This window comes from Nucisporomicrobium flavum, assembly GCF_016464385.1.
GTDB classification, from domain to species: Bacteria; Actinomycetota; Actinomycetes; order Mycobacteriales; family Micromonosporaceae; genus Actinoplanes; species Actinoplanes flavus_A.
The window spans coordinates 172,177-186,550 of record NZ_JADMLH010000004.1; the positions used below are offsets into that span (position 1 = coordinate 172,177).

General features: G+C 71.9%; 18 protein-coding genes and 1 tRNA gene. 11 read left to right on the forward strand and 8 right to left on the reverse strand.

Going from position 1 to position 14,374, the window contains the following annotated elements:
* Positions 1 to 19: 19 nt before the first annotated feature.
* Genes IT780_RS12445 through IT780_RS12455 form a run of 3 tightly spaced genes read left to right on the forward strand, consistent with a single transcriptional unit; the run spans position 20 to position 2,588 of the window.
* Entirely contained in the window at positions 20 to 1,015 is a 996-nt protein-coding gene (locus tag IT780_RS12445; RefSeq protein ID WP_233412716.1) for a zinc-binding alcohol dehydrogenase family protein, read from the forward strand.
* Between the two features lie 33 nt (positions 1,016 to 1,048).
* Positions 1,049 to 2,224: a serine hydrolase domain-containing protein gene (locus IT780_RS12450; RefSeq protein WP_199511653.1), complete on the forward strand. Its 1,176-nt coding sequence runs from the start codon at positions 1,049 to 1,051 to the stop codon at positions 2,222 to 2,224.
* A 1-nt stretch (position 2,225) separates the two neighbouring features.
* The gene (locus tag IT780_RS12455; protein WP_199511654.1) at positions 2,226 to 2,588 is read left to right on the forward strand and encodes a nuclear transport factor 2 family protein; all 363 of its coding nucleotides are present in this window, start codon (positions 2,226 to 2,228) and stop codon (positions 2,586 to 2,588) included.
* A gap of 66 nt (positions 2,589 to 2,654) precedes the next feature.
* On the opposite strand, the gene IT780_RS12460 is transcribed toward IT780_RS12455, so the two are convergent.
* Positions 2,655 to 4,262 (reverse strand): CocE/NonD family hydrolase, encoded by a 1,608-nt coding sequence (locus IT780_RS12460; RefSeq protein WP_199511655.1) that lies wholly within the window; start codon positions 4,260 to 4,262, stop codon positions 2,655 to 2,657.
* A 178-nt stretch (positions 4,263 to 4,440) separates the two neighbouring features.
* On the opposite strand from IT780_RS12460, the gene IT780_RS12465 reads away from it, so the two are divergent.
* The 7 genes from IT780_RS12465 (at position 4,441) to IT780_RS12490 (ending at position 9,534) form a co-directional block, all read left to right on the forward strand.
* Entirely contained in the window at positions 4,441 to 5,793 is a 1,353-nt protein-coding gene (locus IT780_RS12465) for a serine/threonine-protein kinase (RefSeq protein WP_307831158.1), read from the forward strand.
* Positions 5,794 to 5,911: 118 nt separating this feature from the next.
* The gene (locus tag IT780_RS12470) at positions 5,912 to 6,088 is read left to right on the forward strand and encodes a hypothetical protein (RefSeq protein ID WP_199511656.1); all 177 of its coding nucleotides are present in this window, start codon (positions 5,912 to 5,914) and stop codon (positions 6,086 to 6,088) included.
* Between the two features lie 71 nt (positions 6,089 to 6,159).
* A complete protein-coding gene (locus tag IT780_RS41780) occupies positions 6,160 to 6,636 on the forward strand; it encodes a hypothetical protein (protein ID WP_233412717.1) in 477 nt (158 codons plus the stop codon).
* Positions 6,636 to 7,214, forward strand: a complete 579-nt coding sequence (locus IT780_RS41785) for a sensor histidine kinase (RefSeq protein WP_233412718.1) — start codon at positions 6,636 to 6,638, stop codon at positions 7,212 to 7,214. The genes IT780_RS41780 and IT780_RS41785 overlap by 1 nt, the downstream gene beginning before the upstream one ends.
* A complete protein-coding gene (locus IT780_RS12480; RefSeq protein ID WP_199511657.1) occupies positions 7,211 to 7,879 on the forward strand; it encodes a response regulator in 669 nt (222 codons plus the stop codon). Before IT780_RS41785 ends, IT780_RS12480 begins: the two co-directional genes overlap by 4 nt.
* A 67-nt stretch (positions 7,880 to 7,946) precedes the next feature.
* Entirely contained in the window at positions 7,947 to 8,963 is a 1,017-nt protein-coding gene (locus tag IT780_RS12485; RefSeq protein ID WP_199511658.1) for an AF_0692 family protein, read from the forward strand.
* A gap of 1 nt (position 8,964) precedes the next feature.
* On the forward strand, positions 8,965 to 9,534 hold the full coding sequence (locus IT780_RS12490; protein ID WP_199511659.1) for a hypothetical protein: 570 nt from the start codon (positions 8,965 to 8,967) through the stop codon (positions 9,532 to 9,534).
* A gap of 1 nt (position 9,535) precedes the next feature.
* Here IT780_RS12490 and IT780_RS12495 read toward each other — a convergent pair whose 3' ends face one another.
* Positions 9,536 to 10,003: a MarR family winged helix-turn-helix transcriptional regulator gene (locus IT780_RS12495; RefSeq protein WP_199511660.1), complete on the reverse strand. Its 468-nt coding sequence runs from the start codon at positions 10,001 to 10,003 to the stop codon at positions 9,536 to 9,538.
* Positions 10,004 to 10,058: 55 nt separating this feature from the next.
* On the opposite strand from IT780_RS12495, the gene IT780_RS12500 reads away from it, so the two are divergent.
* On the forward strand, positions 10,059 to 10,430 hold the full coding sequence (locus IT780_RS12500) for a VOC family protein (RefSeq protein WP_199511661.1): 372 nt from the start codon (positions 10,059 to 10,061) through the stop codon (positions 10,428 to 10,430).
* Here IT780_RS12500 and IT780_RS12505 read toward each other — a convergent pair.
* The 6 genes from IT780_RS12505 to IT780_RS12530 all read right to left on the reverse strand — a co-directional run bounded on the left by IT780_RS12505 (position 10,408) and on the right by IT780_RS12530 (position 14,370).
* Positions 10,408 to 11,295, reverse strand: a complete 888-nt coding sequence (locus tag IT780_RS12505) for a hypothetical protein (RefSeq protein WP_199511662.1) — start codon at positions 11,293 to 11,295, stop codon at positions 10,408 to 10,410. The two genes, IT780_RS12500 and IT780_RS12505, sit on opposite strands and share 23 nt — an antisense overlap.
* Positions 11,292 to 11,951, reverse strand: a complete 660-nt coding sequence (locus tag IT780_RS12510) for a DUF998 domain-containing protein (RefSeq protein WP_233412775.1) — start codon at positions 11,949 to 11,951, stop codon at positions 11,292 to 11,294. Before IT780_RS12510 ends, IT780_RS12505 begins: the two co-directional genes overlap by 4 nt.
* A 114-nt stretch (positions 11,952 to 12,065) precedes the next feature.
* A complete protein-coding gene (locus IT780_RS12515) occupies positions 12,066 to 12,623 on the reverse strand; it encodes a dihydrofolate reductase family protein (protein WP_199511664.1) in 558 nt (185 codons plus the stop codon).
* Between the two features lie 98 nt (positions 12,624 to 12,721).
* Positions 12,722 to 12,793: transfer RNA gene (locus tag IT780_RS12520), tRNA-Arg, on the reverse strand.
* Between the two features lie 63 nt (positions 12,794 to 12,856).
* On the reverse strand, positions 12,857 to 13,531 hold the full coding sequence (locus IT780_RS12525) for a DUF305 domain-containing protein (RefSeq protein WP_199511665.1): 675 nt from the start codon (positions 13,529 to 13,531) through the stop codon (positions 12,857 to 12,859).
* Positions 13,531 to 14,370, reverse strand: coding sequence for a thioredoxin-like domain-containing protein (locus IT780_RS12530; protein ID WP_199511666.1), 840 nt, complete (start codon positions 14,368 to 14,370; stop codon positions 13,531 to 13,533). Before IT780_RS12530 ends, IT780_RS12525 begins: the two co-directional genes overlap by 1 nt.
* Between the last annotated feature and the right edge of the window lie 4 nt (positions 14,371 to 14,374).

Below are 14,374 nucleotides of genomic sequence, written 5' to 3' on the forward strand. Positions count from 1 at the left end.
ACGGAATAGCGTCCGCGGCATGGCTGAACTCATGCGCGCGGTCGGCTACCGCAAGAACCTGCCGATCTCGGACCCGTCCTCCCTGCTGGATCTCGAGCTGCCGGTGCCCGAACCAGGCGACCACGACCTGGTCGTGCGGGTCCGGGCCGTCTCGGTCAATCCGGTGGATGTGAAGGTACGGGCGAGCAGCGACCCGCACGGCGAGCCGAAGGTGCTCGGCTACGACGCCGCCGGCATCGTCGAGCGGACCGGGGCCGCCGTCACGCTCTTCAAGCCGGGCGATGAGGTCTGGTACGCGGGCTCCATCGCCCGTCCCGGCACCAATGCGGAGCTGCACCTGGTCGACGAGCGCATCGCCGGACCGAAGCCCGCGTCGCTGGACTTCGCGCAGGCGGCCGCCCTGCCGCTGACCGCGCTGACCTCGTGGGAGGCGCTGTTCGACCGGCTGCGGCTGACCTCGCAGAGCACCGGAACGCTGCTGGTGCTCGGCGCGGCCGGTGGCGTCGGGTCGATCCTGGTCCAGCTCGCCCGCCGGCTCACGGATCTGGAGATCATCGGTACGGCGTCCCGCCCGGAATCCCGGCGCTGGGTGCTGGAACGCGGCGCGCACCGCGTCGTGAACCACCACGACGATCTCGCCGAGGCGCTGCCCGACGGCGTCGACTACGTGTTCACGCCGCACTCGGCCGGCATGATCGAGACGTTCGCGACGATCGTGCGGCCGTTCGGTGCCGTGGTCGCGATCGACGAGCCGCCGAACCTCGACCTGCTGCCGCTGAAGTCCAAGAGCATCGCCTGGCACTGGGAGCTCATGTTCACCCGCTCCCTGTACGACCCCACCAGCACCGCCCAGCACGAGATCCTGCGGCAGGTGGCCGAGCTCGTCGACAAGGACGTCCTGCACACGACCCTGACCCGGCGGATCGACGGCATCACCGCCGCGAACCTGCGGGAGGCGCACGCGGCGGTCGAGGCGGGCGCCACCGTCGGGAAGATCGTTCTCGCCGGGTTCTGATTTCTGTCGTACGGGCCTGGCAAGGTGGTCCGCATGACGTTGCACGAGGCGATGACGGCACGCATGGAGCGCGGCGAGTTCCCCGGGATCGTCACGCTCGTGGCTCGCGGCGACGACGTGCGGGCCGACGCGATCGGGGTGACGAGCTTCGGCGGCGCCGTGCCGATGCGCCGCGACACGATCTTCCGGATCGCGTCGCTCACCAAGCCGGTGCTGGCCGCCGCGACGATGGCGCTCGTCGAGGACGACGTCATCGACCTGGAGGAGCCGGTCCACAAGCTGCTGCCCGAGCTGGCGGGCCAGCGGGTGCTGGCGCGCATCGACGGCCCGCTGGACGACACCGTCGCGCCGCACCGCCCCATCACGGTGGAGGACCTGCTCACCTTCCGCATGGGACACGGCCTCATCACCGAGCCCACCTTCGACCCGCCGTGGCCGATCGTCGAGGCCGCCCGTGACCTCGAGCTCGTGATGGGGCCGCCGGACCCTCGCACCCCGCACGACCCCGACGAGTGGATCCGCCGCTTCGGCACGCTGCCGCTGATGACCCAGCCGGGTGAGAAGTGGCAGTACAACACCGGCACGCTCGTGCTCGGCGTCCTGCTCGCGCGTGCTGCCGGCAAGCCGCTGGGCGATGTGCTGCGCGAGCGGCTGTTCGACCCGCTGGGCATGCGCGAGACCGGCTTCTCGCTCCCGGCCGAGCGGGCCCGTGAGCTGCCTGCCTCGTACGCGGGGGAGCCGGGCACGGGCGAGCTGGTGGCGGCGACCAACACCGGGCCGGAGGTGTGGAGCAGCCCACCGCGGTTCCCGTCCGGCTCGGCGGGCCTGGTCTCCACGGTGGACGAGTTCTGCACGTTCGCCCGGATGCTGCTCGACGGCGGGGTCCACGGCGGCACCCGGCTGCTGTCCGAGCAGTCGGTCGAGCTGATGACCACCAACCGGCTGACCCCGGAGCAGGTCGTCTCCGCGGGGCAGCTGCTCGGCGGATCGGGGTGGGGCTTCGGCGTGGGCGTGAGCATCACCGCCGACGACGTCTCCGCCCCCGGGCGGTACGGCTGGTCCGGCGGCTACGGCACCACGTGGTTCAACGATCCGCACGAGCGCCTCATCGCCATCGCGTTCACCCAGGTCAGCGACTTCCTGTGGAGCGGGGCGCAGAAGGAGTTCTCGAGGCTGGCGTACACGGCGGGATCCGGGCAGGGGAGCTGACATGACAAATCTGGACGCGGTCGCCGCCTGGATCGGGAGCTACCGGGCCGCCTGGGAGTCGAACGATCCGGCCGACATCGGCGACCTGTTCACCGACGACGGGGCGTATTTCACCGAGCCGTATGCCAAGCCCTGGGTCGGGCGGGAAGCGATCGTCGCGGGGTGGCTGGAGCACCGGGACGCGCCCGGCACCACCACGTTCGACTGGCATCCGGTGATCGTCACGGAGGACCTGGCGATCGTGGAGGCCGCGACCCGGTACGAGGATCCGGCCCGCACCTACAGCAACCTGTGGGTGCTGCGGCTGGACCAGACCGGCCGGGCGCGACAGTTCACCGAGTGGTGGATGAAGCACCCGGATTAGCCGCCGGGCTGGGGCGTGACTGCCGGCCGCGCGGTGACTGCCGGCCGCGCGGTAGCCGCCCGCCCGCTACGAGGTGATCGGCGCGATCAACCGGGACGTTCCGCAGTGGATGGTGTGCACGGACGGGGCCAGCTCCGCCCCGTCCACCGGCTTGCCGTCCGTGCCCAGGTTCCGGGCGAACCGGGGGTGCGCGCCGCCCGACAGCTGCAGCCTCAGCCGGTGTCCCGCCCGTACCCGGTGGAAGCAGGAGTCCAGCCTTAGCGTGAGCTTCTGCACCGCGCCCGCCGGCACAGACGGGTCCAGCCTGAGCAGGGCGTCCGAGAAGTTGCGGGAGTGGCCCGACGGGTCCACGTCGCAGAGGCGGGCGAAGACGTCCGCGTACGGGTTGCCGACCGAGATGTCGAGCTCGAGGGTGGGGTTGCCCGCCAGGTCGAGGTCGGCGGTGAGGGCCGGGCTGGTGAAGGTGACCACGTCGCCGCGGGCCTCGAGTTTGCGGTTGTCGCGGACGCCCATGCTGCCCGACAGGACGCGGCCTCCGACCGAGGGGGTGGGGTTGCGCGGGTCGTACCGGAAGATCACGGCGCCCGGGGGTGCCGTCTTCGCCGAGGAGAGGGTGCCGTCGGGGGTGAGCGTGAAGGCTCGCTGCCCGGTCGTGGGTGGCCAGAGGGGAAGGTCGTGCCATTTCTCTTCGCCGGTGCGGTAGGCGCTGACCGTGCCGGCCGGTGCCGGGGTCGCGTCGCCGGCCACGTAGTGGTCGAGCCAGGCCAGCGTGACCGGTTCCGTCCGGGTGGTGCCCTTCGTCGCGACCCCGAGGTGGGTCCACGGTCCTACCAGGAGCGACACGTCGGCGCCGCGGGGCTGCAGGGTCTCGTACTGGGTGAGGGTCTGGTCGAGGAACAGGTCCTGCCAGCCGCTGATCAGCAGCACCGGCACCGTGACCCGGTCCAGCGCCGGCCCCGCCCGGTACGCGTCCCAGAACGGGTCGGAGCCCTCAGGGTGTGACAGCCACTCCCGGTACCACGGCGCGCGGCCCTGCAGCACCGGCTCGGCGGCGTCGGCCAGGGGGAGCCCGTGCAGTCCCGGCCGGACGCGGCGGCGGGCGGTCGCCAGGTGGCGGACCCGGTTGACGCCGCGCTGCTCCTGACCGGCGATCTGGTGACTCCAGCTGAGGAAGTCGCCCAACGTGAACGCGCCCGTGCCGAACACCGCGTCGCGGAAGTCGTGCGGGCCGACGGCGATCACCGCCATCGTCAGTTCCGGCGGCGGGTCCAGCAGGAGGGTCCACTGGGCCCAGCCCAGGTACGAGGCCCCCAGCGTGGCGAGCCGCCCGTCGAACCAGTCGCGGGTCCGCAGCCACGCGACGGTGTCCTGCCCGTCGGCTGTCTCCTGCGCCATGGGGACGAACGTGCCGCCCGAGCCGAAGGTGCCCCGTACGCTTCCGACCAGCACGTGGTAACCGCGGGCGGCGAGCATGCGGCCCTGCAGGAGTGAGGCCGGCAGGCCGCGGCCGTACGGCGTACGGATCAGAACCGTGCCCCGCGCCCGGTCCCGCGGCGCGTAATGGGTCGCCCGGAGCTCGACGCCGTCGCGCATGGGGATGCGGACGCCGGTCTCCACCGTGTAGCGCGTGCGCGGCGGCGGCAGGCGCAGCAGACGTCCCAGCGGTGAGTTCATCGGGCGCCTCCCAGGGGCCGTCGCAGAAGATCCATTCTGGTGTACCCGGCGCCCAGGGCAAGCAGCCGTGCGTGAACACGTGATCACTTACCGATTTGAGTGGTCTGTGTACTCAAATTCGCATCCGTCAAAGGATCTCTCTGGGCGGAACGCAGCCGGGCGGGCAGACTGGCTCGCCGTGGAGGCGCAGCAGCGGATGCTCGGTGGCCGCTACACCCTGCTGGACGTCCTCGGGCGCGGAGGAATGGCGGTGGTGTGGCGCGCCCGCGACGAGGTCCTGGGCCGGCTGGTCGCCGTCAAACTGCTGGCCGGACGGTACGCCGGGGACGCACAGTCCCGCGCCCGCATCCGGGACGAGGCGAGAGCCGCCGCGGCGCTGTCGCACCCCCACATCGCGCAGATCTACGACTACGGCGAGGCTTTCGACGGCGGGCGGCTCACCCCGTACGTGGTCATGGAGCTCGTCCACGGCGTCACCCTGCAGCAACGGGTGCGGAACGGCGGGCTGGAGCCGCGGGAGATCTGCACGATCGGCGCGCAGGTGGCGTCTGCGCTCGCGGCCGCCCACGCCGACGGCCTGGTGCACCGGGACGTGAAGCCGGGCAACGTCATGGTCACGCCGGACGGCGCGAAGGTCGTCGATTTCGGGCTCGCCGCGACCGCCGGGCCGGTCGAGCCGGACGACGAGCTGCTGGGCACCCCGGCATACCTCGCGCCGGAACGGGTGATCGGCGGGGCGGTCGAGCCGGCCTCCGACGTGTACGCGCTCGGCGTGCTGCTCTACCGCCTGCTGACCGGCGAGTCGCCGTGGACGACCGACAGCACCACTCAGATGCTCACCGCACACGTGTACGTCGAACCCACGCCGTTGCCGCAGCTCACCGGGGTGCCGCCCGCCGTCGTCGACCTGGTCAACCGCTGTCTGCGCAAAGAGCCCGCCGAGCGGCCGAGCGCGGCGGAGGCGGCGCGGGTCCTCGCCTCGGGCCGGCAGCCGGCGGAGTCACGCCCGGGCCGTTTGCGGACGATGCTGCTGGTGGGGGTCGTGGCGGTGGCCGTGGCACTCGCCGCGCACGCCTGGCTGGCGCTGCCGGCCGATACGCCTCGGGGCCCGAGCGCGCCCGCAGCTGTGCTGCCGTCGCCCGCCCCGGCGAAGCCGCGACCGTCCCTCAAGCCCGTCGACGCCCGGCCGCAACCGTCCGTACCCGCGTCGTCCGCCACCGCCGCCACCACCGCCACCACCGCTTCGCCGCCGAAGAAGCGGAAGCCGGCGGCTCCCGCCAAGCCCCGCCCGAAGCCGTCGCCCAAGGGACGAACGTTCACCTCGGCAGGCGGCAGCGTCACGGCGCGGTGCATCGACGACCACCGGGCGGAGCTCCTGTCGTGGAAGCCGACCAAGCCGTACGAGGTGGAGCGCGTGAACGCCGGACCCACGCTCGCGGTGGCGGTGGTCTTCCGGCACACCACCAGCCGGATCCGCATGACGGTGACCTGCGTGGCGGGCACCCCGAACCTGATGACGCGCCCCGCCTGATCAGATCTCCGGGTCCTCGCCGGTGCCCGGTGGGCACGCCGTACGCCTGACGCCGAACTGCTCAGGACGCGACCGGGCCGGCCGATATTGGGGACCACAATCAGTACGGGGAGGCCGCATGGACGCCTATCTCGATGTCGCGTACCAGTGGATGAGCAACCTCATCGGCCCGCAGTCGGTGATTCCGTGGTGGGCCTGGGTTGCGGCCCTGGGCATGGTTTTCTGGGGCTTGCTCGCGCCGGGGCTGGCCGCCTGGAAAGAGCCGGACCGGCGCCCGGGGCTCGACCGTCGCTGACGCCGGGCAGGCGCGGCTCGGCCCGCTCTGGAGTCTGGCCGGACCTTCCGCCGGTGCGCGACCATGATGTCGTGTCCGGACGGAATCTCAGCCCCGTGCCGGCCGACCCGGCCGAGGTGGCGCTGCCGCGCTGGTGGCGGCCCGTGTTCCTGCCCTGCGCGGGCGCGGTGCTCGTCCCGGTGTTCCTGCTCGCCCCGCACCACCTGACCTCGGTGCCCGGCCGCGTCGTGGCCGCTGCGCTGGTAGGGCTGCAGATGCTCGCCGTGTGGTCGATGGAACGCCGGCCGGTCGCCGCCATGGCCGCGGCGCTCGTCGCCGGAGCCGGCCTCGCGGTGCTGTACCCGTCCGTCGGGCCGGGGATCGCGCTGATCTTCCTGTGGTCGAGATCGTCCTGGGGTTCGTGGCGCCACTGCTGGCATGGAGCTGGGGAGCGCTGGGCCGGGCCGGTTGGGCACGCCGGCGGCCGGAGGCGCGCCGGGCCGTCCTGGAGGAGCGTGCCCGGATCGCCCGTGAGCTGCACGACGTCCTGGCGCACACGGTCTCCGTGATGGTGGTGCAGGCGGCCGCGGCGGACGACGTCTTCGACGCGGACCCGGCGCGGGCCCGGCAGGCGGTGCGGCGGATGGAGGCGTACGGCCGGGAGGCGATGGGGGAGCTGCGGCGGTTCCTGCGGACCGTACGCCCGCTCGACGAGCCGGACGGGCACCACGGTGAACCGCAGCCCGGCCTCGGTGACATCGACCGGCTCGTGGAGTCGCTGTCAGGGACGGCGCTCGAGGTGGTGGTCCGCTCCGACGGGGTCGAGCGAGCCGGCATCCCGGCGGGGGTGCAGGTGTCGGCGTACCGCATCGTCCAGGAGTCCCTCACCAACACCCTCCGGCACGCCGGCGCGCAGCGTGCCGAGGTCCAGCTGCGACTTGCCGGCGGCGACCTGCTCGTCGAGGTCCGCGACGACGGCGGGCCGCCGGCCTCCCGGCTCACCCGGGCGAAGGCCCGGCCGCAGGGGCATGGCATCGTCGGGATGCGCGAGCGGGCAGCCCTGGTCCACGGGTCGCTGGAGGCGGGACCCGACCCGGCCGGCGGGTTCCGGGTACGTGCCCGGCTGCCGCTGGAGGAGCGGACGTGACCATCAAGGTGCTGATCGCGGACGACCAGGAACTGGTCCGCGCGGGCTTCGGCATGATCCTGCAGACCCGAGCGGACCTGGAGGTCGTCGGCGAGGCGGGGGACGGTGAGCAGGCGGTGCGGCTGGCGGCCCAGCTGCGCCCGGATGTCGTGCTGATGGATGTGCGGATGCCGGGCATGGACGGGATCGAGGCCACCCGCCGGGTCGTCGCGCTCCCGGACGCGCCGCGAGTCGTCGTGCTGACCACATACGACGAGGACGAACCGATGTACGCCGCGCTCCGGGCGGGCGCCAGCGGGTTCCTCCTGAAGGACGTACGCCCGGCGGACCTCGTGGAGGCGGTGCGGGTGGTCGCCGCGGGTGAGGCGCTGCTCGCCCCGAGCGTGACGCGACGGCTGCTCGACCGCTTCGTGACGGCGCTGCCGAACGACCTGGCGGTACGCCGGCCCGAGCTGTCCGCGCTGACGGGCCGGGAGAGGGAGGTCCTCGAGCTGGTCGCCCGGGCGGCGTCCAACGCCGAGATCGCCGCCCGGCTCGTGGTCACCGAGGCGACCGTCAAGACCCATGTGTCGGCCATCCTGCGCAAGATCGGCGCCCGGGACCGGGTTCAGGCCGTCGTTCTCGCGTACGACCTCGGAGTGGTGCGGCCGCGGCCCTCATCCTGACGTCGGAGCCGCAAGACCCGTCCGCCGGCGGAGGCGCCCCCGGCAGCGCGATCCCTACCGTCTGTGCATGACCGAGCGCCCTCTCACCACACCGGCCCGGCCGCGCAAGCCCGGACGCCGGCGCGCGGCGCTGACCCTGGTCGTCCTCGCCCCGATGGTCGCCGAGGTGACGCTCGGCACGGTCCCCCTCGCGATGATCTGGGTGGTCGTCGTCTACCTGCCCGTCTACGGCGCCGGTGTCCTGCTGATCCGCGAGATCGCCCGGCGCACCGGTGCCGGCTGGGGCGGCATCCTGCTCCTGGGGCTGGCGTACGGGCTGGTCGAGGAGGGCATCGCGCTGCAGAGCCTGACCAGCCCCCACCTGTACGGCGCCGCCGGCTGGTCCCCGCGGCCCTTCGGCATCAACGCCGCCTACGCGGAGCTGAACCTGCCGTATCACGCCGTCTTCAGCGTGGCGATCCCCATCGCGCTGGTGGAGCGCATCTTCCCGGCGTTGCGGCGTACGCCCTTCCTGCGCGGGGGCGGGCTGATCGTCACCGCGATCGTGGCTGTTCTCGGCGTCGGACTGTTGCGAGCCTCGGTGCCCCCGGCGGAGGACCCCGGCTACACCCTTCCGGTTCCGGCGCTGGCCGTGCTCGTCATGCTCATCGTCGCGCTGGCGGTGTGCGCCGTACGGTTGCCGTCCGGTTCGAAGCGGCCTGGCGCCGACCCGCCTCGCCCGGCCCTCGTCGGGTCTGCCTGCGCCGCCGCCGTGCTGGCGTATCTCGGGTTGCTCTACCCGTTCGGCGGGGCGCGGCAGCCGGCGTTCACGCAGGGGCTGTGGGTCCTGGTGCCGATGGTGGTCGCGGCGGTCGTCGCCGTCGCGGCCGGGCTGGCCCTCCGGCACTGGACCGCCGTGCCGGGCTGGACACCCCGTCATGAGCTCGCCGCCCTGGGCGGGGCGCTCCTGGCGCACACCGGTTTCGGGGCGATCGCCGTCGCCGCCGAGCACGGTGCGCCGGACGTGGCCATGCAGCTCGTCTGGGGTCTCGCCACCGTGCTTCTGCTCGCTCTCCTGAACCGGTCTCGACAAAGGAGTGTGTGACATGTTCACCCGTACGGACCGGAAACTCACCGGCTCCTGCGCCCTGCTCACCGGCGCCCTGTCGCTGGTGATGATCCCGCTGTACTTCGTCCACGCCGGACCGCCGCCGGCCGGAAACGTCCTCGTCCGCAACCTGCTGACCGTCGTGATCTTCACGGCGTTCCTGGTCTTCGTCACCGGGACGCGGCGGATGCTCGGCCCCGGCGCCGGCCTGGCCGGTGACATCGCCGCGGTGTCGGGCGTCGTGTACGCCGCGATGACCCTGGTGGCCGCCTCACTGGAGGCGGGCGTGGCGCTGCAGTACCCCGACGGATCCCGGGACCCGACGGTCGACGGCCCGCTGGCCAACGGCATGGCGCTGCTGCACGGCCCGATCGCACGCATCCTCATCGCCGCGTTCCTGGTCGCGCTGGCCGTGGGAGCGCACCGGACCGCCACCCTGCCGCGCTGGGTCCGTACGGGATCGGTTCTGCTCGCCGTGGTGAACCTGGCTTTCGTCCCCTCGCTGTTCAACGGGATGGACCCGGCGAACTTCTACGCCGCGAACGGCTGGGGAAGCACCGACCGCTAGCTCACTCGGGCTCGGCGTCCCCTGCGAGGTTGGTCAGCGCCGCGGCGAACGTTGTCAGGTCCGCGCACATCCGTCGCTCGGCCTCCGGGCTCAGGGCGGAGAGCATCGTCTTCTCGACCGCGCTGACCGCCTCGTTCGCCGCGGCGAGCTTCGCCAAGCCGGCCGGCGCCAGCTCGGTGGGCAACGCCTTGCCGTGCGGGGGAACCGCCGAGCGGGTCAGCAGTCCGCGGCGTTCGAGCCCTTTCAGCACCAGGTTCATCGACTGGCGGCTGACGAACATCGCCCGGGCCAGCTCGGAGCCGGACAGTCCGGGCTGCTGGCGCAGCAGCTCGAGGCACGCGTACTGCGACACGGTCAGGTCCAGGGGGCGGAGCGCGTCGTCCATCGCCGCCCGCAGCGCGCTGGCCGCCTTCTTCAGCAGGTATCCGACCTGCTCGTCGACGGGCCGGAAGTCTGGGGCTTGACTCATGTCAACATGATGACACACAATGAGCGTGTCAACATGCTGACATGAGGAGAGCGCCATGACCGTCACCGGACCCGACTTCATCGCCCTGCAGGTGCGCGACCTCGAGAAGGCGGCAACCTTCTACGAGACGCAGCTCGGGCTCAAGCGCGCGCCGGTTGCCCCGCCGCACGCGGTCGTCTTCGCCACCGGAACCATCGCCTTCGCCGTACGGGAACCGCTCCCTGGGGTGGACCTCGACGCCGTCACGCCCCAGCCGGGCACGGGTGTCGTGCTGTGGATGGGCGCGGACGACGCGCAGGGGGTCCACGACAAGCTCCACGCGAACGGCGTCCCGATCACGGTGCCGCCGTTCGACGGACCCTTCGGGCGGACCTTCACCTTCACCGACCCCGACGGGTACGCCGTCACCATCCACGACCGGGCCTAGGGCGTCCGCCCCGGCGGAACAGCAGGGCGGTCGCGACCAGGTACAGCAGCACGATGACGGGCTCCGCCGGGTCGTACGGGACCGCGCCGGGCACGTCGGCCGCTACCTGGAACGGCATGGCCACGATGTAGTCGACCTGATGCAGCAGGCCCGCGACCAGAGCCACGGCGGCCAGGACGGAGCCCCAGCGCATGCGTCGCCACAGCAGTACGGCCGTCGTGGCGTACAGCGGTACGAGCAGGCTCAGGTCGAGGGCCATCCCGAGGTGCACGACCGTGTCGGTCTCGACGAGCCGGCTGCCGGCGGGCACGCCGCCGGTCGCGGCGTTGCTCGCGGCCAGGTACACCCACATGCCGCCGAGCGCCACCGCCAGCGCGCCCAGGATGCCGGCGATCACGCGCGAGCCGGATCGCTCGGCGGCGGGCCCGGCATCGGCCGTGACCAGGCTCAGGGTGAAGGCCGGCAATGCGGCGGCGAAGACGGCCACATGGAGCAGGAAGAGGTCGTTGAACCCCGTACCGAACAGGTAGTAGGCGTAGGTGTAGATCAGGTAGGCGAGCAGGCCGGTGACGATCAGGCGCGCCCGGGCGGAGCCGTTCCGTGCCAGGTGCATGGCCCAGGCCAGGCCCGGGACGACGGCCATCGCGGTCACCAGGTCGAATCCACGGAACATCTCCGCCGTCGAGACGTCACCGGCGTACACGTCGTCGACGAGCAGCCCGGCCAGCGTTGCGGTCAGGGCGAGCGCGCCGGCCGACGCGGCGAGCCAGGTCGCCACGCGGCCGATTGCGGTGGGGGAGGTGGCTGCCCCGCGCGGACGCGGATCCGTGGTCGGCGACGGGGCGTGCTCAATCGCGTGGGTCATGGCGCACCCTTTCGTCCATCCGGCCGGGCGCTCATCAGGTGGCTGCCGTACGCGACGAGCCACAGCACGATCGGGTAGGCGTTCCATCGTTCGATGCCGCCCTCGCCGAGCCGCGCCACCGGCGCCCAGTCGATCAGGAAGATGCCGAGAAGGATGGCGGCCAGGGACGTCGTACCGAGCAGAATCCCCAGCGTGCGAAGCGGTTGAGCGAGTGAGCGTGCCGACAGGATCACCGCGATGCCGCCGGAGAAGAACGCCGTCATCGCGAACAGCGTGTGCTGGCCGGGGTGGGTCAGCGGGAAGACGCCCACGCCGAACACCCCGATGCCCAGCAGTGCGGTGAAGATGCTGGGCGCCTTCGGCGTACCGTCCCTGCGCATCAACCAGGCGCCGGCCACGATCAGCGCGCCGGTCACGAGCATGGTGACGTCGAAGACGGCCGCGGACGGCTGCGTGACGACGCTCTCCGGCGGTTCCGAGGCGCCGAGGTGGCTCAGGGTGTCGGTATGGGTGGTGTACGCGCCGGTGAACAGGGCCTCGGCGGTGATGCTGCCCATCAGGATGCCGATGCCCGCCAGGCTCAGGCAGAGGCCGGAGAGCCAGGACTCACGGGTCGCCGCGGTCCCGGCCGGTGCGGTGGACAACGCGGGTCTCATCTCCACGGCCCTCCTCACCCGAGCTTGTCTCGATACTCACCGTGACAGGGGAGGGGCGGGCAGAGGCGAGGGTCCCGAGGTGCGGCCGAACGACCGAGGCAGGAGCCCGGCGACTCAGCTCGCGCGGCGGTAATGCATGGCCACCACGCCGTTGCGGAGCGGTTCCGCCGAGACCAGCTCCAGGTCGCGCGTGCGGGGCAGCCCGTCCTGGTACAGCGTCGGGCCGTGGCCGGCGATCCTGGGATGGATGAGCAGCCTGTACTCGTCGATGAGGTTCAGCCGGTCGAGCTCGGTCGCGAGCTTGCCGCTTCCGAGGAGGACTCCGGCCGGGGTGGCGTCCTTGAGCTTCTGCACGCCCTCGCGCAGATCGCCGGCGATGCGGTGGCTGTTGGTCCACGAGAAGTCCGTACGCGTCGACGACACCACGTACTTGGGTTTGGCCTCGAGCTTGACCGCCCACTCGTGGATGGCCGGCGGAGCCTCCAGGTCGCCGCGGGCGACGGCCGGCCAGTACCCCTCCATCATCTCGTAGGTGACGCGGCCCCACAGCATCGCGCCGCTCTCGTCCAGGAGGCGGGTGAAGAAGGCGTGCGTCTCATCGTCGGCGATGCCCTCCCGGTGGTCGACGCAACCGTCCAGGGTGAGGTTGATGCTGAACGTGAGGAGGCCCATGGCCGGCGAGTTTAGCGTCACCGCTGAGGGCGGGGACGAAAAAGCCGCTGGACCTGTCTGGGCAGGTCAGCGGCCTGAGAAGTACGGGTGAGAACTTGTGCCCCCGGCAGGATTCGAACCTGCGCTTTCGCCTCCGGAGGGCGACGCTCTATCCCCTGAGCTACGGGGGCTCAGCGGGTGAAACTCTAGCAGGCCCGCCGGAACCCCCGCCAACCGGTTCCCCGGCGCGCCGCTCAGCCGCCCTGGATCTGCTTGAGCATGGAGTCGATCAGGTTGATCTCGCCCTGCTGGCCGCGGACCATCGAGTCCGCGATCCAGCGCACGTCCTTGTTGTCCGACATGTCGAGGATCTCCTGCGCCATGTGGATGCCGCCCACGTGGTGCTGGCGCATCAGCGTGAGGAATTGGATGTCGAGGTCCTTGCCGGTGGCCTTGCGCAGGGCCGCGAGCTGCTCCGGGGTCGCCATGCCCGGCATGAGGCCGTTGCGGATCGAGCCCTCGGAGCCCGGCATCCAGGCCATCGGCTCGCCGGTGCCGGTGAGGCTGAGCTTCCAGTCGCGGAGCCAGGCCTGCATGGTGGCGATCTGGCCGTGCTGGGTGAGGGCGATGTCGCCGGCGAGGGTGACGATCTGCGGGTTGGTGGAGTTGGCGTGGGCGATCATCGACATCTCCACCGCCTGGGCGTGGTGGGTGCTCATGTCGCGCAGGAAGCCGGCCTCGGCCGATTCCTCGCCCGGGGTGCCGATGGTGCGGGCGCCGAGGAAGCCCGCGGCGCCACCCAGCAGCAGGCCCAGGACGAGCGCCAGGGCGATCCAGCCCGCCCCGAACCGGCGGGCGCCGGTCGGGGTGGGGCCGTCGGCCGCGGCGGTGTCCTGGTCTGCCGGGCCGGGATCGGTGGAGACGGTCATCAGTTGCCCGGCTGGTCCATGTTCGTGCCGTTGCCCGCACCGGTGACCGGGCCGGTGGCCGTGTTGCCGCCGGAGCAGCCCGCGTTGGGCTCCAGGGTCGCGTTGACCCGCAGGTCCTTGATGAACTCGTCGATGCGCTTGTCGTCGGCGTTGTCGACCTTCAGCTGGTAGCCCCAGGCCTGCAGCGAGATGTTCTTGTCGAGGTTGGCGACCGGGCTCAGCATCAGGAAGTCCTTGCCCTGGACCTTGGACTTGAGCTTGTCGACCTGGTCGGCGCCGAGGCCCTGCTTGTACGTGACCCAGACGGCACCGTGCTCGAGGCTGTGCACGGCGTGCTCGTTGGCGATGGGTTCGGTGTAGACGTCGCCCATGCAGTTCTGCCACTGCGCGTTGTGCGCGCCCCCGACCGGCGGGTTGGTGACGTACGTGAGGGCGCCGTCCTTGTGGTCCCGGGCGTCGATCTGCGGGTTCTTCTGCTCCCGGTAGTTCACGATGCCCTCGATGCCGGCCGCCTTGTCCTCCCAGGTCTCGGCGCCCTTCATCGAGGCGAAGACGCCGTACCCGATGATGCCGGCCGCGAGGAGCACGACGACGCCGGCGACGAGGATGGGGCCCCAGTTGCGGCCGCCGCTGACCTTGACCGGCGTGACCGGCTTGCGGCCCTTGCCGCCGCCCTTGCCCTGCGGGCCCTTGCCGCCGGGACGGTTGCCGGGCCTGGCGCCGGAGCCCCCGCCGGGCTTGGCACCCGACTTCGCGGCGGGCGGTTTGCCCTGGCCGGACGTCTTGTCGACCTTCACGGTGGACGGGACCCGCTCGGGACCCGGGGTGCTCATGCTCATCGTG